The sequence below is a fragment of the Haliea sp. genome (genome assembly GCF_040222615.1).
Taxonomy (GTDB): Bacteria; Pseudomonadota; Gammaproteobacteria; order Pseudomonadales; family Halieaceae; genus Haliea.
In genome coordinates this window covers 1-19,636 of record NZ_JAVKCQ010000214.1, presented here as the reverse complement: position 1 = coordinate 19,636, position 19,636 = coordinate 1, and the positions used below count along the sequence as shown (strand labels likewise).

Below are 19,636 nucleotides of genomic sequence, written 5' to 3'. Positions count from 1 at the left end.
ACCTCTGTCCGCGGGTGGCACTGCTCGGACCTGTCCTGAGACCAAGCGGGCCTTGTGTCGGGCGACTCTTAGCGAGATAATCGGGTGTCGTAACCACACATGAGCCAAAAGCAACATGCGCCGTAAACTTATACGCCTCGTGCAGGCGTCTTGCCTGCTGTTTTGTGCCGGCTTTGGCATGCAGGCCGGCGCCAACATTGTCGGTGTGGACTTCGGCCCCCCCGCATCGACCACGCCAGGCAACTGGAATCTTGTCACGGGTGCCGGCGTGTTTTCAGGTTTGCTGAATGAAGCCGGCGACGCCACTCCCATCGGCATCAGCGTGTCGGGCACAGCCATCAGCGATTTTAACGTTACTCTTCTGACGCCCACAATACCGGCGCACAGCACCAGCCTCGCCAACCTGACTGGTTCCGTATTCACCTTTGAGGACCGCGTTGACCTGACCTTCACCGGACTGCAGCCTAACGCCCCCTATGACATCTGGGTTTTCGGGGCGAGAGACATCATGGGTGATCCAGGGCCGGCATTTGAGCAGGAAGTGAGCATCGACGGGGGCGCGAGCTTCGTCCAGGTCGGCGCGGACCGGGAGCTGGTGGTCAACGGTCAGGTCGGAGCGTCGGCTGTCAATCTCAACAACTATGCAGTGACCGGCCGGGCGAACGCCAGCGGTGAACTCTCCATTACCGTGGTCGACCCCGGCAATCTGAGTATTTTCGGTGGCGGAGTATTTCTGGCCGGGGTAGCCCTGCGCCCCGCCCTTGAACCTTTCGCGGTACCGTCGTCGACGCTGTGGTCGCTGTTGCTGCTGGGTGGGCTGATGACCCTGGTCGCTCGCCGCGCCCGGCCTGCTCGCTAGCTGCACGAAGTCCACCCGGGTAGCGGCCTGTGCCCCTACCCCTTTCTCCCAAACCACTTTCGCAGCCAGCTGGTATAGCGCCAGACCCGGCTGTTGTAGATGCGCTGCAGGGTATCATTGGCCTGTGCCAGCTCTGCGGCCAGCTGCTCTCGCGCCAACAGGCTCTCCTGGTGGGCTCGCTGCAACTCCCGATAATCATCCTGCAACTGTGTTAACGCAGCGTCCATGCGCGCCGCCTGCTGCCTGGTCTCGTCGAGATACTGCTGGTATTCAATACACCGGGCATCGTAGTCACTGCAACTTTGCTCCAGTTGACCAATACTTTGCCGAAGATGCTCGATTTCAAGGCCGAGATTGCCGCAGAGCCGTTCCAGATCGTAGCGCTGGACGACAAGGGGCTGCAGGCGCTCGCGCTCAAGCTGCCACTCCTCGGCCAGGAGCGCGGCCTGCCCCGGCAGCACCAGCCTGAACTCATCAACCCGCTGGCGAAAAACGCGCAGGGGGTCCGTCGCAACAAAAGCCGCTATGGTATCGGCATAGTCGGGATAGCGCGCCAAAAGGCGGGTATTGCCCGCAGCCATAAGTTCACGGCTGTCATCACCAAAGCTGACACCTCCCTGATGGTATACCAAGAGGTCGGCACAGAGCAGGTTACTCCATCCCGCTGCCGCAGCCCGGCGCGAGAAATCATTTTCCTCACCATAGCCGCGTCCGAAAGCCTCCTCGTCAAACAGGCCCAGGGCATCCAGGGCGGCGCGCGGAAGGTAGACGCAGAAGCCCACCGCGGTGGGCAACTCGTAGCTGAGCCCGGTATTGGCCTGCGCAAACAGGGTGTCCAATTGCTCCAGGGAAAGCCCTTCGGGCAAGCCCGACGACTGGCAAAACAGCGGATAGGAGCAGATAGTCGCATTGTTGGAGAAGGGGGTGACTGTGGCGACCTGCGCGGCGCCGGATGCGCAGCGCTGCAGGCGTTGCAGCCAGCCTGGCGGGACTTCCGTATCGCTGTTGAGCAACACCACGTCGGCGTCCGGGGCGTGGCGCATCCCACGATTAACCGACGCGACAAAGCCCAGGTTGCTGTCATTGCGCAGCAGTTCAACCTGGCCCGCCGCGGCCTGCTCTGTACACCAGGCCGCCAGCGCCGGCTCCGGCGACGCGTCATCCACCAGGATGACACGAACCTGATCCGCACCGCTGTGCGCCAGCACCGACTCGAGGCACCGCCGGGTCGCGGCCAGATTGCGGTAGACCGGAATGACGATCGCCACAGGAACTGGCGGCGGCGCGCCCCCGAGCGTCATGCGCCGAGTGTCCCAGGCGAGGGGCGTTTGCGCAACTTTAGCACCGCGTTGTCTGACCATGCCCAGGTCCGGTTGACAGCCCACAATTGCCGGGTGCGTTCATCCAGTGCAGCGAGGGTCTGCTTGCTATCCTGCACCATATGGGTCAGCAGGTTTTCCATGTTCGCCAGACGGTCCTCCAGCTCTGCCACCCGGGACCGGGGCGCAAGACCCAAACTCGCCATGGCACGGGCCCGCCAGCCCTGCTCCGGCGGGAAGCGCGCGGCCGGCGACAACTGTTCAGTCTGCGTACGAGGCATTGGCGGCGGATCCAGCGCAAACGGCCCTACCTCGTGTGGCTGCGCATCATAACTGCTCCACTCAAGTTCCAGCCCGAACAGTACGGCCAGGGTCTCAACCAGCTCCGGATGGTAGAAGCGCACATGTTCCGGGTCCCGCCAGAACCCCAGCAGCTGGGAGCGGATCGACTCCGGGTCGGGAAACACCAGCACCGCGACACCACCGGGCAGCAGAGCCCCGGCAATACCCTGCAGCAGGCGCTCTACCCCCTCGATGGGCAGGTGTTCGACAAAGTGCGAGCAATAAATGCCGTCGAAGCTGGAAGCTTCTCCCGCAAGGAATTCCAGTGCGTCGGCGGTGTTGATATCCAGCCCCATACCGCGACCGTACTCCGCAATCACCGCATTGCGCTCAACGCCTGCCGCCGGGATACCCGCCTCCCCGAGCAACTGCAGGAACAGGCCCGCACCGCAGCCGACATCCAGCACCCGTTGGCAACCAGAGAAAAGCCCGGCGTGAGGCGCCTGCATGCGCATGAGCAGCGGTGGGTCGCGCAACAGGAACTCGTACAGTGAATAATCAAAGGACATCCGGTCGCGCGAGGCATCGCTTGCGCAGTACTCCGCAAGCGCTGTATCGAGATCCCCGGGTTGAATAGGACGCGCCTGTGGCGCCATCGCCGCGACAGCCGGAGGCAGTGCTTCACGACCCACCAGCGCTGTCAGGCGACCCATGCAATCCTGCAGCCAGGCAGACTGCACCCAGTCCACATTGCCCGCCACCTCGAGCAGGACCGGAATCCGCAGGAAGCTGGCTACCCGAGCGAGATCCAGTACACAGCCGTAACAACCCCGCAGCAGCAACACCCGTGGCCGCACGCGCAACAGTTCCCGGGCCAGGCACCGGTTCAGGGCGTGTAGACGAAAACCGCCCTCCATCTCACTACAGCCGGCCTCCACCTCGCAGCTCACGGCTTCACGAGTATCCGCGATTATCCGGCAGGAGACACCGCCCGGCAGGGGTTCAGAGACAAATTGATACTGCAGCACCCGATTGGGCACCGACAGGACCAACTCCACGCTATCCGCAGCCTGCACAACGACGACCGCGGCCTGCAACGAACCCCCTTCAGCCATCACTGCACCTGTACTATGAAGCTGATACTACCTGGAGCTGGCCTCGCGAAACTCCTCCAGCAATTGCTGCACGACTTCTTCGTTGAATTCCAAAGGCTCAGCCGAGCGTATCTCCACCAGTTTACTCTGGCGAATATTGGCGGGGATTTCCGACTGCAGCTTGCTGATAATCTCCGCTTTCACTTCGTCAAAGGACTGCCTCCGTGCCGGCAGGTACTCGTCCAGCTTGATGATATGGTAGCCAAAATCCGTCTTCACCGGCCCGGCCAGCTCACCGGCTTTGCGCAGGGCAAAAGCGGCCTGCTCGAACTCCGGCACCATCTGCCCGCGGGCGAAGGTTCCCAGGGAACCGAGGTTGGTCTTTGCAGAAGGATCCTCGGAATACTTCAGGGCCAGCATCTTGAAGTCCTCGCCGGCCTCCAGCTTCTGCAGGGCTTCTTTCGCCAGCGCAAGGGCCTCTTCCTCGCTGCGGTCTTCGGTCTTGATCAGGATGTGTGCCGCACGCACGCGCTCGGGCTGCTGGAACGCATCCGCTTCAGCGGTGTAGACATCCTTCGCCGTGGATTCCCAATCGATGTCGGCAGTCTGGCTGGCCACCAGCGCATCCAGGTACTGTTCCATCATCAGGCGTTCGCGGTGCAGGGAAAGCTGCCACTCGATGAGATCCGTGTCCACTACTCCGGAATCTGCCGCCTCCGCGGCCAATACCCGGATTGCAACCAGGCTGTCGGCCAATTGCTTGACAGCTTCATCGCGCCGGAAAAACTCGCCGCGACGCGCGGTGGGCACCCTGTCCCGGGCATAAAAGCGCAGGTCGTCCGCACTGATTTCGATCTGCCCGCGCTTCAGCGCAACCTCGGAGGCAACCTCGGCCTGTACCAGGCTAGCGCCGCAACAGCCAAGCACCGCAAAAACAATGACTCGCAACATAAACAGAATTCTCGTTCGAATATGGAAAAAACAGACTATTAAAGACTCAGGAAAAAAATACAAAAAACCCCCTCCGGTTACCCGGAGGGGGTGTGACGCAACAGCTTAGGGGGCGCCGTTGGTCGAGGTGTTGCGGTAATACCCGCAGCTGGCAACGGCTGAACACCCATTCACGTTCCTCAAGTTGAGGAAGTAGGTGGTGTTGGTCTGCAGGGGGCAACGCAGGAACATTGAGGACTGGCCCCAGGCAATCTTGCGATTGCTGTTACCTTCGGAAGAGCAGCGCGAATTCGCGAGCTCAGGGCCCCCGGGCTCCGTGGAGATCCAGATCCGACGAGTCACGCTTTCGTAGCCGGTTGTTTCTGCAAAGTTGATATCACCCGCAAAGCCGGGGTTACTGGTGGTTGTGAACTGCCAGGACTGGGTAACGTTGGTACCCGGCAGGCCGGACGTCAGGCGGCCGCCTGGAGAGGCCCAGTTGATACTGCCGCACTTCTGCGTGAGACTCTCTACGCAGCTGCCCGTGCCTGGGTCAGGGGTCGGGTCTGGATCCGGCGTCGGATCTGGATCCGGTGTCGGGTCTGGATCCGGTGTCGGGTCTGGATCCGTGCCACCACCACTGCCGGTACCGGCGGTAGTAATCACAACACCGGAAGCATTCTGGCTGATGGTGAAAGAATCAACAGTGTACTGAGTACCGTTGAAAGTGACTGTAACAGCTTGAGCCGCAGAGGCGACCACCCACCCCAACAGCACTGTCATCGATAAAAGTTTGTTGCGCATAGTTTCTACCTCACGTTGCTGCGGGCCACTTGGGGGCCATCCCTCCAAGTCAGCATTTACTCCGTCGGGAGCAAAGCGCTTCACCTCAGCGTCTAAATGCAATTACATTCTAGGTTGTGCATTTCCTGTAAAACAAGGGTAAATCTCACAGAGATTGGAGAAAACTCCAGATTTATCCTATATCCAAACAGCTTTCAAAAAAAAAGCGCGGCCGTGGCCGCGCTTTTTACTAACCAAGGAGCACTGACCACCGTAGCAGCCAGAAACCCCCTCCCATCAGGGAGCGCTGGTTACAGAGCGACGGTTCTTGTGCTCAACCACGCCAGCGTAGTTGGACAGGACGCCGCCCGGCAGCGTGCCGTTGACGTACTTCTGTACAGCGAAGCCGACAGTGGGCAGACCAAAGAAGGTCACACCGTTGTCAGAGACCAGCTCGCGACCGGTACCGGTGAAGCCCAGCTCCAGCCAACCGTTGTTGTAATCAACGTTCAGGTTCTGGTTGACACGAGTAGAGCCGCTCAGAACATTGCTGTCGTTGAAGGTCAGCACGTTGGCCTCACGGCACAGTGCGAACGCATCAGGGCCGGGAGGAGCCGGAGAGAAGTCCAGCGGATCCGGGGTAATGGTGCGCTCTTCACGATCGTAGTAGGTGATCGCCATCGCTTCGCAGGCAGTCGCCGTGATCGGATCCCACTCTTCGGTGAAGGGTGCAATCGCGGTGGTCACGTTGACGTACTCTTTCTTGGTCGGGAACGTTACGACCCAGTCAGTACCGGCAGCAATGGTCGGCTCAAGAACGTAATCGTTCATGATGGCGCTGTGCATCAGCACGGCGCTGACCGCATCGATACCTTCCAGGAACTGCGCCTCTACCACTTCAAAGGAGCTGGAGTCCAGGATCTGGGCAACAGGAGTTGCGTCACCCAGGCCAGGCAGGATGCTGCCAGGCGCGTTGTGGATCGCAGTCGCACCCGGATCCAGGATGCTGATGAAGTCGTCCAGGGCAATCGCGTCATAGGTGGCATTGGTGCCTTCCTGAACGTCGATCAGAACGCCATAGCCGTACAGACCGCCGGTCGGGGGAGCGACGTCGTCATTCGGATCTGCAACCCACTTGCCAGTGCCGGTCCAGTAGCTGGACAGCGTGCCACAGTTGGCAGGTACGCCAGTTGTGAAGCCGTGCTTGGCAGCAGCTTCATCGGTAGCGTCGGTCAAAACGCCCATTTCGATGATTTCAACGTAGCCTTCGCGGGTACGGTCAACACCGGTGAAAGCAGCGGCGTCGGTCTGGTAAGTGAAGTTACGGAAAGGTACGGCAGTACCGGCAACGCCTTCAGTCTTGGCAGACAGGGCGGTGGGCACTGTGCAGGAGGTGTCGGCGGTGCGGATGGACGCGCCGGAACCGTCTGCAAATACCACTGCGGACCAATGGTCCTGCGGAGACAGGTACAGGTTGAAGTCGAGAACTTCCTGGCTGTTCATGGCCTCGACGAAACGAACCTTCACAGCCTTGGTTTGGTCAGTGGTGTTAACCAGGTTGATGTAGGTATCGTGGCCGCCTTCGACGGTGTAAAACGGATAAATGAGTGCCTGACCGTGGCCCTCAGAGTTTACGAACACGGCATTGGCAGCACTCGCGCCCAGAAGGGTCGCCGCTACCGCTGCAGACATGATGTTCTTCTTCATGTGTCTCTCCTTGATGGAAATAGAACGTTCTATTTAAACAATTGTTTACTCGTGGACCGGAACAGCAAGCTGCTTCGGCTCACTTTTTTGGGCATACACCCTACGGTGACCACCACCTGGCCCAGGGTGTACCCCCGACCGGTAGAAACGAGATTAGCATAGGCATCCATGCCCAACAACAGCTTTTTCCCCTTAAAAGTGGCATTAGAGCCATGATTTTTTGTTAAAAATCACTAAATAAGCCCCAAGCTGTCAAGTACTACTTGAGGTAGACATACCAGCTCCCGTCGACCTTGATCCAGCGTTCTTCCCTGGAACGCGTGTTCTCAAAACCTGAACCGAAAGTTTGGTAGGTCACCTCTATCGCAACTTCACAGCGATCACCCTCACACATGACGCCTGAGACTTCCGCTTTATTCCAGGAAGCTGCGCCGACATGACGCCGGGTATAATCTGTTATACCGCGCCCGGCCCGATAGGCCGGTGTTGTGTACTTCAGTGCCTTCTCGAAGTTGCCCGCCAGCAGCAGGTTCATGTGGGCCTGGGCGCGTTTGGCAACAATGTCCTCTGGTGCCATCGGGCCACCCAGACCGGCACATGCGGACACCAACAGACAAGTGGCCACCATCAGGGCAGCGCGTTTAGCCAGCCCGGAAGTGCGCCCTGAAAATACCGATTCGGGGCGTACAGCGCCGTTTCCCATGCATCTACTCCTCGCTAAAAGGTTGACCAGCCCCGCCGGCAGACGCCGCCGGGGCGATGTTACTCTCCAGCCGGCCCCGCCGGCGCATCCTCTGCCCCACCCGCGGGATCCAGAGGCGCCCCGGTGTCGGCACCGTGCGGGAGATCTTCAAAATAGTGCAGGCCCTTCATCCGGGAGCGCATCTCCCGGGTGATGTCGCGCATGTCCTGCTCACTGCGCAGCACCCGCGGCGTGATAAAGACCAGCAATTCCGTGCGGCTCGCCGCTATGGTGGTACGCCCGAACAGGTTGCCGATCAGCGGGATGCTGTGCAGGAAAGGCAGGCCCAGCTTGCCCCTGCTCTGGTTGTCGCGAATCAAGCCCCCCAGGACCACCGACTCACCGGAACGGATCGCTACCCGGCTGCTTACATTCCGCTCCAGAAAGCTGCGCTGGTCGGTGGCGGTATCCACCGGGCCGACATCGGTGACCGACTGCTGGATATCCATGGTCACCAGGCCGCCGGCATTTACCGAGGGCGTAACCTCCAGCTTCACCCCGGTGTCCACATACTGGATGGACGTTGTCGACGTGCCACCATCAGTGATGGTCTGCGCGGAACGCACCGGTTGCTGGTCGCCCACATGAATGGCCGCGGTGTGATTGTCCAGCACCATGACCGAAGGAGCCGAAAGCACATTGACTGCCGTTTTCTCCGCCAGCGCACTGATCACGCCGCGCACCGTACCCGCCTGGTTGGCGATAGTGTAGGAGAAGCCCGGAATCCGGCCGCCGATATCCGAACTGTCGCCGGTAGCAAGCAGGGCGCTGCCGGTGCGCCCCTCTCCCAGGCTGTTCTGCAGGAACCACTCCACCCCGTACTCCAGATCGTCGGCCAGGGTGACCTCCAGTATGCTGGCTTCGATCAATACCTGGTTGGCAATTACGTCGAGCTGGCGGAGGGCCGATTCCACCTTGAGGTACTCCCGGCGGGGCGCGTACACCAGCAGGGCATTGTTGTATTCGTCGGCGACGATGCGGACGTTGTCGCCGAGGTCGAAACTTCCCCCCGCGGGAGTGCTGCCACCGGTATCGGGGGCGTCGAAGTTACCCGAGCCACCGCCGCTGCCCGAGCCACTGCCCAGGCTCATGGAGTTCAGGCCGGGCGCCACGCCACTGTCTCTGTTGCTACGCTGACTGCTGCTGCCACTGCCCCCACCGCCGAATATGCTGCTGAGCATTTCTGCCAGATGGGTGGCAGAGCCGTTCTGGACATTGAATACATACAGCGATGGTTCACCATCGGCTTCCTGGGATTGATCCAGACGACTGATCCAGGTGCGGATCTGTTCTATATAGTGGGCGCGCGGAGTGACCACAAGAATGCTGTTCAAGCGTTCCAGCGGCATCACCCGCACCACCTGCGACAGATTACCCGCACCACCGTCGGCGCCCTCGCCACCCAGCAGATGGGCCAGCGCAGCGTTGATATCTTCCACGGTGCTGTGCTTGAGCGGGAATATGCCCACCGACATGCCCTGCAGCTGGTCGACGTCAAAAGTTGCGACGATATCCAGCCAGCCCTCGATCTGGTTGCGGGTGCCGGCCAACACCAGCAGGTTGCGGGTGTTATCTACCCGGACAAAGGCGGAATCCGGCGCTACGGGCGCCAGAATCTCGGCCATACCCGTGGCACTGATGTAACTGAGCGGCACAATGATATTGCGAAAGCCGGCACCACTGGAATCGGCGCTGCCAAAGGCCGGCATCAGGCTGGGCAGGTTGTTTGAACCACTGACGAAGTAGCGGTCGTTGGGATCGCGCACCATGGTGATGCCGTTGGCCTGCAGCAGCGACTCCAGGATCGCCAGCAACTGGTCCCTGGGTACCGGGGTACGGGTGCGCAGGGTGATCTCGCCTTTCAGCGGGTGCTCGACCACATAGTCAAGCTCGAGGATGTCACCCAGGATGGAATGCACCACTTCGGTGACGGGTGCCTGCTCGAAGTTCAGGCTGACCGCCTCACCGTCGAGGCGCACAGGCGGCCGCGCCGGTGGCACCCTGATCACGCGGTCATTGCCGGGGTAGACCACCGCCTCAAGCTCGTTCTCGGGCAGTTCAGCAGCGGCTTCGGGGCCCGCCTCGACTGCCGCAGGCGTGCTCGCGCCGGGAGCACCGCGCACAGGCTGGGGCTGCTGGGGCCCGACCGCGCTGCAGGCCGTCAAGCCCGACAGCAACAGAATGACCGGCACTAACTGTTTAATCATCTTTCGACCGCCTTGATAAATCATTCTGGGGAGCCAGCCTCCGCGGCCGCCTCCTGCGTTCGCCCGGCGGAGCGAGGCGCCGGTGTTACTTGTGCATGCTCAAGCGGCAGCGTGCGCTCGACCGATGCGTCATCGGTGGCCACAAATATCGCCCCTGCGGCCGACAGCTTCCGCAGGGTCCACTGCTGCAGCTCCTGCCCGACCAGCAGGCGCTGCCGCTGCCCGGCGACGTTGATGATGACGCCCGCATTGTCGCCGGCGGCAAACATACCGAGCAACCGGACATTGTCCAGAACGTCGGGCCCCAGCACCGGCACCGGTGCCTCGGCGGGACCCTTCTCGGGCTCCGGGCGACGGGTGTTCCAGAACAGTGGCCGGGCCAGCATTTCTCCGGCGTTTTCCGACAGGCCCGGAGCTGGCAATTCTATCGACACCGCTGTCAGCGTGGAAGGCGAGGGCGGAATGGCCGCTGGCGGCTGCCTGAGAATGACCAGGATAGCGCCCAGCAGGAATACCACGACAAGCGCGGCAAACAACATGCCCGCCGCCAACGACAACTGCCGCAGGAGCCCGGAGCGCAAGGCAGGTGGCAGCATTATCATTGCAGCTTGAGCACACTGACGCGCAGCGACAGGGCGACGTTTTGCACCGTCTGCTGCCGCCGGTTAAGCACCGGCGTCACCTCGATGCTGCGCACCAGAATCAACGGCCGGGCCTCCCGCAGCCCCAGCAGCACCTGCTCTACACCATCCATGGTGCCACTGGCGGTCACATCGATGCGGATTTCCTGGAATCCATCGTGGCCCGTGGGCCCCAGCACCTGGCTGCCCGTCACGCCCAGTCCCGCCGCCTCTGCCAACCGGCGAACCTGCTGCTGGGCGTTGGCACCCGTGGACGCCAGATCGGCAGTCGCGGGATAGGCCAGGGCCTCGAGACGCTGGCCTATCTGCTCACTGCTTGCACGCAGGGCTTCAACACTGTCAGCAAAGCCGAGCAGGCGCGCAATGCGGGGCTCTGCGTGCTGCAGCCGCTGGCTGCCCTCGGCGTACCAGGACACCATTGTGCCGGCCACCAGCAACAGCAGCACGAACAGGGCGGCAACCAGCACGGCGGCCACCACCCTTGCGTGCGCGGGCATTGCAGTCACAGTGCGCAGGATACTGTTCATCAGTCCGGAGTCACTTCAGCCAAATGCAACTCCAGCGTGAACTGTTCGAGGTTGGTGCGCCCGTGGCGACGGGTACCGCCAGGAGCACTGACCTCGGCGTAATACGGGTCCTCGGTCAAGGACTGCAGGAAGCGGGCAGCGTTGACGGCCCAGCCACGGATGCGAATCTGCCTGTCTTCAATCATCAATTGCTCGAAATAAACGCTGTCGGGAGTCTGGGCGGCGAGACGATCGAGCAGCGAATGGCTGTCAAGCTGGCGATCGACAAGCACCTGCACTGCCTGGGCACGATCGTTGTCCACCGCCAGCTGCTCGCGCAGCTGCATGGCCTCAACCGCATCGCGTTCCGCCGCGGCAAGATGATACTCCATATTGTCAGCCTGCATGCCGCGCACCACCCCGGGCACTGCAAGCAGGGCCATAAACAACAACAGCAGCGTGGCCAGCAAGCCCCCCAGCAACGCCAGGCGGCGACGATAATTGCCCGCCCGCCTGCCCTCGCCAAAGCCCTGGAACACCACCGGACGCTGTTCCTCATCCAGGCACCAGAGCTCCGGCAATGTCTCTCTGCTGTCCGCAGTTACACCCTGGGCGTGCAGGTAACTCATTGCTTCGCTGCAGGCGGTGATCGCCAGGGTGAGGTGCAACTTGCCACCCGCCCTGCGGCGCAGTGCCCAGCCATAGCAGGTATCGTCCAGAACAAACGGGCTGCTGGCCTGCACTTCCAGCATTACAGCGTCCGCGAGCTCCGCCTCCAGCGATGCGGGCAATTCGATGTGCCGCAGGAGCACCAGCTCGGCCGGCAACAAACAGGCATCGAACACGAAGTCAGGTGCCTGCGCGGCCGCCATCGGCTCCTCGGCGACAAAATAGTCCAGATCGGGCTCGCTCCCCTTCCGCAGAGCTACCGGTGCTTCCAAACGGCGCCGGATACCGGCGGCCCGGCCCCAGAACAGCTCATGCCAGCCTGCTCGCCAGGCCTGTATCCAGGGCTCGAGATCGAGGCCAAACAGGGACCAGCGCCGGGAATCGGTCTGCATGCTGTTCTACTGACCCACGCCGCTGGCAGTGGCTGTCGTTGCCACCGGGAACACCCGGGTGAAGCGCCACGGAGCGCCGCCGGTACGCCCGCCCATGTCCACCCAGATACGCTGCTGCAGCAGCCTGTCCTCTGTTATCCGCACATCGATCTCCAAGCAATACACGCCGCCGCCGCCACTGACCATGAACTCCTGATCGAAGCCCGCGGGCAGCACTAGATCACCCGGCGAGTCATCCTGACGCCGATCCAGAACAAAATCAACCAGCGCAGGGTCGCCGTGAGCCAGAGCCTGCAGTACCGCCGCCTGTGCCGCCAGAGGATCAACTCCGGGGCCGCCTGCGGGGTCGGCATGCACTGCGAGGCGGACGCGATCATACACACTGCGGGTCATTCCGGGAACTCGCAGCAGGTCTTCCACCACCATGAACGGCGCCGGCGACTCGCTTGCCACGCGATCCCCGGGGAACGCATCCAGCTGCAACGCTCCGCCGCGCCTCTCCAGCACCCTCCTGGCGAGCCCTTCCGCATCGCCCGCGGCAAGGCCACCGGCATACTGGAACAGGGCCTGCAGCAAACCCTCCGGCGCCTGGTTGAGGCCGACAAACCCGGCAATCGGCAGCGCACGCACGGTGACCGCTGCCTCACCCAGACGGTACTGGCGGGTGAACACGGCGCCGGAATTGAATCCGTTTTCCGCCTGTATATTGAGCATATCCCGCAGGGCCAGGTGAGCGGCCCCGGCCGCCGCCGCCTCGGCCCGGGCCTGGTCAAGCTGCAGGCCGGTGGACCTGACATCACTCAGCGACAGCGATACGACCCCTGCCACCAGCAGGGACAAACCTGCCAGCATCCACAGCAGAAAGGCCAAAGCCACACCCCGCTGGGCCCCCGCCGCCAATCTCCCCGATAGCCGCCGCACCCCTAATATCCCGCCTGGTACAAGTCGGGGAGAACGATGAGGTCGGGCCAGTAGCGCTCGCGAACCCGCAGCTGAAGCTTCAGCGCCCGGGGCACCACGCCCTCCTGCTCGCCCCACTGTTCCAGCCACGCCGACTGCGGATTTTCCCGAAATGCCAGCGTAAATTCGCTGACGTCAGTCAGCAGAGGGTGTGCCGTGGCCTCCGCCCAGTCCGGCGACTCCAGTGCGGGATGAAACGGCACAAACTGTATCATCAGGGTATCCCCGTCCAGGAACAGCCGCTTGTACTGCAGACCCGCAACACCCTCTACACCTTGCAGCGGAGCGATCCAGCTCAACTCGTCCCGGCCGCCAAGCAGGTAGCCACCGGGCCGGGCCAGGGTTCGCACGGGCACTGCCTGGCGCAAGCTGTTGCGCAAGAACTGGCTCACCAGGCGCATTTCATCGAGGCGCAGGGTGGTCGCCTCGACCCGCGTATGGGTGTCCCCCAGCGTGCGCACGGCGGTGAGCGTCGCCAGCACCAGCAGCGACATCACGGTCAACGCCACCACCACTTCTACCAGGGTGAATCCGCGCTGCTCACCCATCTGCGGGCGCCTCCGGCGCCACGGTCACCAGCTCCACCTGCCGGGTATTCGCGCCGTCGCGCCACTCGATGGGGGCGGTCACTTGATGCAGCCGAACCTGCCCGATGCCCTGCTCGCCTGGCAACAGGGCGCTGGACAGACGCCAGCGGTAATCCTCGATCTCTCCCCCGGCATTGATCCCGGGTGCCGCCAGCACACTGTGCTCTGCCAGCAGCGACTGGGCCAGGAGCACGGCATAGCTATAGCGTTCGTCTATCCGTACATTGCGGGTGGCGCCGGCTGCGGCCTGGTACAGCATGCCCAGCGACAGGGACAGGATCACCATCGCCACGATCATTTCAATCAGGGAGAACCCCGTCTGGGAACGGCGGCACGCAAAGTTCATGAGGATTCCGGCGGTTCATGGGTGACCCGGCCCAGCAGCCAGTCCACCCGGATCCGCTGACCGTCACCGCTGGCCCGCGTCAGGGTGATGCTGCCGCCGGTGGAAGTGCCATCGGGATAGAAACGGATCACGCCCACGCCGCGTTCGGTAACCAGGCTTTGGGAGACCTCCATCGCTATCGAGAGCGCGTCCGGAATTTCTGCGGCGCGCTCTGGGTCAAAGCGGGATTCCGCCAGCTGCACAGCGTAGCGATGCGCGTCTGGTGCCACCAGCAGATCGTGCGCTTTGCCGGTGTTAATAGCCTGATAGCGGGCCGTGGTGGCGGCACCGGTCATGTTGCGGATCGCATCCCGATACTGCATGGTGGCATACATTTTTACCGCCATGGGTGTTGCCATACCGGCGAGCAGCGCCGCAATACCGAGCGCCACCATCAGTTCGATCAGGGTAAAGCCGCGCCCGCTGGTTGCCGCCACTGTCCACCGCAGCGATCCCGACCTCCGCAGCGGCGTCCCGGTGATCATTCCCAGTTGGTTACGTCGGCATCCTCACCGGTGCCACCGGGGGCCCCATCGGCACCGTAGGACACCAGATCATAGGCCGCGTTTTGCCCGGGAATGCGGTAATTGTAGCCATTGCCCCAGGGGTCCTGCGGCACGCTGGAGCCGCGCAGGTAGGGTCCGTTCCAGCCCTTGACGCCACCGGGCTGGCGCACCAGGGCATCGAGACCCATTTCCGTGGAGGGGAAGCGCCCGACATCCAGTTTGTACATCTCCAGCGCCTGCTCCAGGTCGCGAATCTGCACCGTAGCGGTCTTCGACTTGGCCCCGCCCAGCTGGTTGAGCACCTGCGGACCGACCAGGCCGGCGAGCATGGCCAGAATGGCCAGCACTACCAGCAACTCGACCAGGGTAAAGCCGCGACTGGTGTGACGCGAGAGTTTTGACATTGCCTGCTCCTGTAACAGCTTGTTGCGATTCAATGGTTTTGCTACATCGCCAGATCATTCACCGAGAGAATGCCCATGAGAATCGACACGATAATCAAGGCGATCATCCCGCCCATGCCAAGGATCAGCAGGGGCTCCAGAACGGTCAACCCGCGCTTGATACCCGATTCGACATCACGCTCGTAGACACGGGCCAGCTCCAGCATCATTTCATCCAGCCGCCCGGACTCCTCCCCCACCCGCACCATCTGGATGACCATGGGCGAAAAGGTACCCGGTTCCGCCAGCGCATCGGACATTCGCCGCCCCGCCTTGATTGCCGGTGGCAGGATAGCCAGCGCCTCCCGAACCACGGAATTGTCCACCGTGCTCAGGGCAATGTTGATGGCCTGCAACAGCGAGACGCCATTGCTCAGCAGGGTGCCCAGGGTGCGGGCAAAACGGGCCAGCTCGTACTTGAACATCACCCCGCCCAGCAGAGGCAACCGCAACAGCTTGCGGTCCTTCCAGCTGCTGCCCTCGGGTCTGGCAAGCCAGGCGCGAGCGCCGTACCAGGCCGCAACCAATAGCAGCAGCATCAGCCAGCCCCAGGCCTTGACGGCATCCCCCAGCGCGATCACCGCTCTCGTCAGCCCCGGCAAGCCGTCGCCCATGTCGGCGAACAGTGCCTCGAACTGTGGCACGACAAACCCCAGCATTACCGCTACCGACAGCAGCGCCACCACTGCCAGGATGGCGGGATAGATCAGCGCCGAGACGACCGTGCTACGCACTTCCCTGGCGCGATGCAGATATTCTGCGAGACGGTCGAACACCGTGCCTAGCTGCCCGCTGGCTTCACCGGAGCGCACCATGTTGACAAAGAAATTGCCGAATAGTTCGGGACGCCGCTCCAGGCCCTGGCTCAAGGGCTTGCCGCCCTTGACCGTTTCCAGCAGATGCCGCAGCAGGCTGGTGTACCCCGCCTTGCTGCTCATATCGATCTGTACCTTGATGGCCCGGTCTATGGGCAGGCCCGCCCGCAGCAGCACCGCCAGCTCCGAGGTCAGCGCCAATACATCGTCGCGGCCCACCACCTCGTCCGCGTTGCGCCGCAGCCAGAAAGGGCGCGCTGCAGCCGGACGCACCGGTGGCGCCGCGTCGCCGCCGGCGGGTAGCGACACAGTATCACCCGTGACCGCCGACAGGCGGACCGGGGTCAGGCCCTGTTCGCGCAACTGGCGCAGCGCCGCCGCCTGGCTCAGGGCAACCAGGGATCCCTGGGTGATGGAGCCGTCCTTCTGTGCGGCCTTATAGCTGAACTGTGGCATGACTGATTGTTAATCCCGGTGGCTTGCGGGCGGAAAGCAGGTTCGATCGAGTCAGGAAACCTGGTCGAGCAATTCCACTTCCTCGCTCTGGTCCTGGGTTACCCGCAACACCTCCTCAAGAGAGGTGATGCCGGCAGCCACCTTGCGCAGCCCGTCTTCGTAGAGAGTGAGCATACCACGCTGGCGCGATGCGGCGTGCAGGGTGGTGGCGTCGGCACCGGACAGAATGGCCTTGTGCATCTCGCTGTCGAGCACAAACAGCTCGTGGATAGCCGTGCGCCCGGTATACCCGGTGGACTTGCAGTGCTCGCACCCCTCACCGGAATAAATGCGGTTGTGCCCGGGGGCGAGCCAGCGCCGCAAGCCGGCATCCTCAATGGCGCGCGGGCTCAACTCCACCTCCCGGCGACAATGACGGCAGAGCGTCCGCACCAGGCGCTGGGCCAGTACGCCATTGACCGCCGACGTAATAAGAAAGCGTTCGATGCCCATGTCCTCCAGCCGGGTAATGGCGCCGGCCGCGGTGTTGGTGTGCAAGGTGGACAGTACCAGGTGACCGGTGAGCGCGGACTGCACGGCGATCTGGGCCGTTTCGGTATCCCGCATTTCACCGATCATGATGATATCGGGGTCCTGCCGCAGAATGGAGCGCAGGGCCCGGGCAAAGGTCAGTTCAATCTCGGACTTTACCTGGATCTGGTTGACACCATTCAGCTGGTACTCGACCGGGTCTTCCACGGTGATGATCTTCAGGGCGCTGGAGTCCAGGGTCGACAGGGAGGCATACAGGGTAGTGGTCTTGCCGGAGCCCGTCGGCCCGGTCAGCAGCAGTACCCCGTGAGGACGGTGCAGCAAGTCCGTGTACCGCTGCAGCGTATCCGTGCTGAAGCCCATGCTTTCGAGACTGAGACGGATACTCTGGCGATCCAGAACCCGCATCACGATGCTCTCCCCGTGCACCGTCGGAATGGTGGAAACGCGCAGGTCCAGCTCGTGCCCCTTGACCCGGGTCATGATGCGCCCATCCTGCGGCAGTCGTCGCTCGGCAATATTCAGGTTGGCCAGCAGCTTGATCCGCGAGGCGATGGCCGGGGCAAGACTGGCGGACGGCGGATCCTGCGCCAGCTGAATGACACCGTCCACCCGATAGCGCAGGTGCAGACCATCCTCGAACGGTTCCACATGCACATCGGAAGCCCCGAGGTCCAGCGCGCGGTGGATGATCTGGTTCACCAGGCGGATCACAGGCGCCTCACTGGCCAGGTCCCGCAGGTGCTCGATGAATTCCTCATCACCCGCGTACTGATCGCCGGGGCCGACTTCCGTGTCGTCCTCCTGGCCCAGATAGCGCTGCAGGGCCGCGTTGATGTCGGACTCCAGACCGAGACACAGCTCCACCTGGCAACCGGTCGCGAGCTGGAGGGCCTTGCGAATGAAGGGGTCCTGGGGCAAGACAGCGGCGAAACGCAGCACATCCTCTGTTTGCGCCAACGGCGCCACCTGGCGATTGAACAGGAAGTCCGTCGCCAGGCCCTTGATTTCGAGAGGCTCCTCCGGGTAGTCAGCCGCGGCCACCAGCGCCAGCCCAAGCTGTTCACTCAGGGCCTCCGCCACGTCCAGTTCCGACACCAGGCCGAGTTGCACCAGCACCCGGCCGATGTAACCACCCATTTCCTGCTGCGCGATAAGCGCGCGCTCAATGTCGCGTACGCTGACCTTGTTGCGGCTGACCAGCAGATCTCCGAGTTTCATAGCCATGTCCCTGCGCTCATTGCCTGACCAGGAATCCGCCCGGGGCGAAGGTAAAGCCGAACTTCTCCTCGCGAGCCTGGTCGTGCCGGTAATCCTGCGGATATTTTTCCCGGTAGGCCACTACCGCCTCAAAGGGGCCTTCGCCCCAGCCGGGCAACACCGGGTTGCCATTGATATTGCCGTCCTCGACGACAAGGTAGTCCCCGCTGCGGGTAACCCCTCGCAGCAGCTCCAGCTCCGCCAGCACATGGGCCTTGCGGTGGTCCGAGTCGAGGATGAAGAAAGCCGGCCCGGGCATCGCCTTGCGATAGGCGAGAATGTTGGCGGCAATGCCGGGATCCGTGGACGAACAGGTCATCAGGTGTATTCCCGGATCGGTGCGCGCCAGGGGATATACGTCAACATGGGAGATATCGACACTGATGACACGCAAAGCGGGATTGAGGGCCCGGCCAATGACACTGAAATACAAGGCCGCGCCGCCGAAACGGGTACCGAACTCCACCACCAGCGCGGGCTTCAGGGCCGCGAGAATCTCCTGGTAGTTCCACATGTCGGCGACCGACTTCAGGCTGGGGACACCGAGAAACTCCACGGTTTCCCAGACCTTGGTATCGTAATACCAGCGGTGATAGGCGTCGAAAACTTCACTGACAGGACTTGATGACACTGCGGGTACCCCTCCGGACTGCGACCATTCTAACAGCGAGGACTACCCGAGAGACACCCTGGGGTGGAACGCTACCAGCCCGCGACTCAAGCCACCTCAAACAGCCCCGCAGCGCCCATGCCGCCGCCTATGCACATGGTGATGACCACATACCTGGCACCGCGCCGCTTGCCTTCGATCAGGGCGTGGCCGACCATCCGCGCACCGCTCATGCCGAAAGGGTGGCCGATAGCGATGGCGCCGCCGTTCACGTTCAGCCGGTCGTTGTCGATACCCAGTTGGTCGCGGCAGTAAAGTACCTGACAGGCAAATGCCTCGTTAAGTTCCCACAGGCCGATATCGTCGACTTTCAGCCCGTGGCGCTTGAGCAGTCTGGGAATGGCGAATACCGGGCCGATGCCCATCTCGTCCGGGCTGCAGCCCGCAACGGCGAGGCCGCGGTAGATACCCAGCGGCTGCAGGCCCTGTTGCGCAGCCAGGGCACCGTCCATCAGCACGCAGGCTGAGGCGCCATCCGAGAGCTGCGATGCATTGCCGGCGGTGATGAAGCGGCCTTCCTTGACGAACTGGCCATCCTTGAACACCGGCTCCAGGGCCTGCAGGCCCTCCAGGGTGGTGGACGGACGATTGCCCTCGTCCTTCGCCAGCGTCACTTCCTGGTAGCTGGTCTCCTTCGTCTCCTTGTTGAACACCGCCATGCGGCTGGCCATGGGCACGATTTCATCGTCGAAGGCACCGGCCTCCTGGGCCGCCGCGGTGCGCATCTGGCTCTGGTAGCTGTATTCGTCCTGGGCATCGCGGGAAATGCCGTAGCGCTCGGCCACAATCTCCGCGGTCTCGATCATCTGGATGTAGGCTTTCGGCGAGATATCCAGCACCGTCTGCGAGACATTGCGGTAGCTGTTCTTGTGCTTGGTCTGCACCAGCGAGA

20 protein-coding genes are annotated in these 19,636 nt (G+C 62.5%); 1 reads left to right on the top strand and 19 read right to left on the bottom strand.

Annotated elements, in window-relative coordinates; translation table 11 throughout:
• Positions 1–115: 115 nt before the first annotated feature.
• A complete protein-coding gene (locus RJQ10_RS16815; RefSeq protein WP_350148538.1) occupies positions 116–859 on the top strand; it encodes a hypothetical protein in 744 nt (247 codons plus the stop codon).
• Between the two features lie 35 nt (positions 860–894).
• On the opposite strand, the gene RJQ10_RS16810 is transcribed toward RJQ10_RS16815, so the two are convergent.
• The 19 genes from RJQ10_RS16810 to RJQ10_RS16720 form a co-directional block, all read right to left on the bottom strand.
• The gene (locus RJQ10_RS16810) at positions 895–2,160 is read right to left on the bottom strand and encodes a glycosyltransferase family 2 protein (RefSeq protein WP_350148537.1); all 1,266 of its coding nucleotides are present in this window, start codon (positions 2,158–2,160) and stop codon (positions 895–897) included.
• Positions 2,157–3,575 carry a class I SAM-dependent methyltransferase gene (locus tag RJQ10_RS16805; RefSeq protein WP_350148536.1) on the bottom strand — a complete coding sequence of 473 codons (1,419 nt, stop codon included), beginning with the start codon at positions 3,573–3,575 and terminating at the stop codon, positions 2,157–2,159. Before RJQ10_RS16805 ends, RJQ10_RS16810 begins: the two co-directional genes overlap by 4 nt.
• A gap of 27 nt (positions 3,576–3,602) precedes the next feature.
• Entirely contained in the window at positions 3,603–4,505 is a 903-nt protein-coding gene (locus RJQ10_RS16800) for a peptidylprolyl isomerase (protein ID WP_350148535.1), read from the bottom strand.
• 105 nt (positions 4,506–4,610) lie between these two features.
• Positions 4,611–5,288, bottom strand: coding sequence for a hypothetical protein (locus RJQ10_RS16795; RefSeq protein WP_350148534.1), 678 nt, complete (start codon positions 5,286–5,288; stop codon positions 4,611–4,613).
• A 276-nt stretch (positions 5,289–5,564) separates the two neighbouring features.
• Positions 5,565–6,974, bottom strand: a complete 1,410-nt coding sequence (locus RJQ10_RS16790) for a hypothetical protein (RefSeq protein WP_350148533.1) — start codon at positions 6,972–6,974, stop codon at positions 5,565–5,567.
• Positions 6,975–7,233: 259 nt separating this feature from the next.
• Positions 7,234–7,551, bottom strand: coding sequence for a hypothetical protein (locus RJQ10_RS16785; RefSeq protein WP_350148532.1), 318 nt, complete (start codon positions 7,549–7,551; stop codon positions 7,234–7,236).
• 185 nt (positions 7,552–7,736) lie between these two features.
• Positions 7,737–9,923, bottom strand: a complete 2,187-nt coding sequence (gene gspD / locus RJQ10_RS16780) for a type II secretion system secretin GspD (RefSeq protein ID WP_350148531.1) — start codon at positions 9,921–9,923, stop codon at positions 7,737–7,739.
• Between the two features lie 20 nt (positions 9,924–9,943).
• Complete coding sequence (locus RJQ10_RS16775) at positions 9,944–10,519, bottom strand: hypothetical protein (RefSeq protein WP_350148530.1); 576 nt, start codon at positions 10,517–10,519, stop codon at positions 9,944–9,946.
• A 2-nt stretch (positions 10,520–10,521) separates the two neighbouring features.
• A complete protein-coding gene (gene gspM, locus RJQ10_RS16770; RefSeq protein ID WP_350148529.1) occupies positions 10,522–11,091 on the bottom strand; it encodes a type II secretion system protein GspM in 570 nt (189 codons plus the stop codon).
• Positions 11,091–12,131, bottom strand: coding sequence for a PilN domain-containing protein (locus tag RJQ10_RS16765; RefSeq protein ID WP_350148528.1), 1,041 nt, complete (start codon positions 12,129–12,131; stop codon positions 11,091–11,093). Before RJQ10_RS16765 ends, gspM begins: the two co-directional genes overlap by 1 nt.
• A 6-nt stretch (positions 12,132–12,137) precedes the next feature.
• The gene (locus RJQ10_RS16760) at positions 12,138–13,007 is read right to left on the bottom strand and encodes a hypothetical protein (protein ID WP_350148527.1); all 870 of its coding nucleotides are present in this window, start codon (positions 13,005–13,007) and stop codon (positions 12,138–12,140) included.
• 47 nt (positions 13,008–13,054) lie between these two features.
• Positions 13,055–13,639: a type II secretion system protein GspJ gene (locus RJQ10_RS16755; protein ID WP_350148526.1), complete on the bottom strand. Its 585-nt coding sequence runs from the start codon at positions 13,637–13,639 to the stop codon at positions 13,055–13,057.
• Positions 13,632–14,024 carry a type IV pilus modification PilV family protein gene (locus RJQ10_RS16750; protein WP_350148525.1) on the bottom strand — a complete coding sequence of 131 codons (393 nt, stop codon included), beginning with the start codon at positions 14,022–14,024 and terminating at the stop codon, positions 13,632–13,634. Before RJQ10_RS16750 ends, RJQ10_RS16755 begins: the two co-directional genes overlap by 8 nt.
• Positions 14,021–14,500 (bottom strand): GspH/FimT family pseudopilin, encoded by a 480-nt coding sequence (locus RJQ10_RS16745; protein ID WP_350148524.1) that lies wholly within the window; start codon positions 14,498–14,500, stop codon positions 14,021–14,023. Before RJQ10_RS16745 ends, RJQ10_RS16750 begins: the two co-directional genes overlap by 4 nt.
• Positions 14,501–14,544: 44 nt before the next feature.
• Positions 14,545–14,973, bottom strand: a complete 429-nt coding sequence (gene gspG, locus RJQ10_RS16740; protein ID WP_350148523.1) for a type II secretion system major pseudopilin GspG — start codon at positions 14,971–14,973, stop codon at positions 14,545–14,547.
• A 41-nt stretch (positions 14,974–15,014) separates the two neighbouring features.
• Complete coding sequence (locus RJQ10_RS16735; protein ID WP_350148522.1) at positions 15,015–16,283, bottom strand: type II secretion system F family protein; 1,269 nt, start codon at positions 16,281–16,283, stop codon at positions 15,015–15,017.
• A gap of 51 nt (positions 16,284–16,334) precedes the next feature.
• Positions 16,335–18,035 carry a GspE/PulE family protein gene (locus tag RJQ10_RS16730; RefSeq protein ID WP_350148521.1) on the bottom strand — a complete coding sequence of 567 codons (1,701 nt, stop codon included), beginning with the start codon at positions 18,033–18,035 and terminating at the stop codon, positions 16,335–16,337.
• Between the two features lie 16 nt (positions 18,036–18,051).
• Positions 18,052–18,705 carry a CmcI family methyltransferase gene (locus RJQ10_RS16725; RefSeq protein ID WP_350148520.1) on the bottom strand — a complete coding sequence of 218 codons (654 nt, stop codon included), beginning with the start codon at positions 18,703–18,705 and terminating at the stop codon, positions 18,052–18,054.
• A gap of 86 nt (positions 18,706–18,791) precedes the next feature.
• On the bottom strand, positions 18,792–19,636 hold an 845-nt coding region (locus RJQ10_RS16720; protein WP_350148519.1), incomplete at its 5' end, for an acetyl-CoA C-acyltransferase.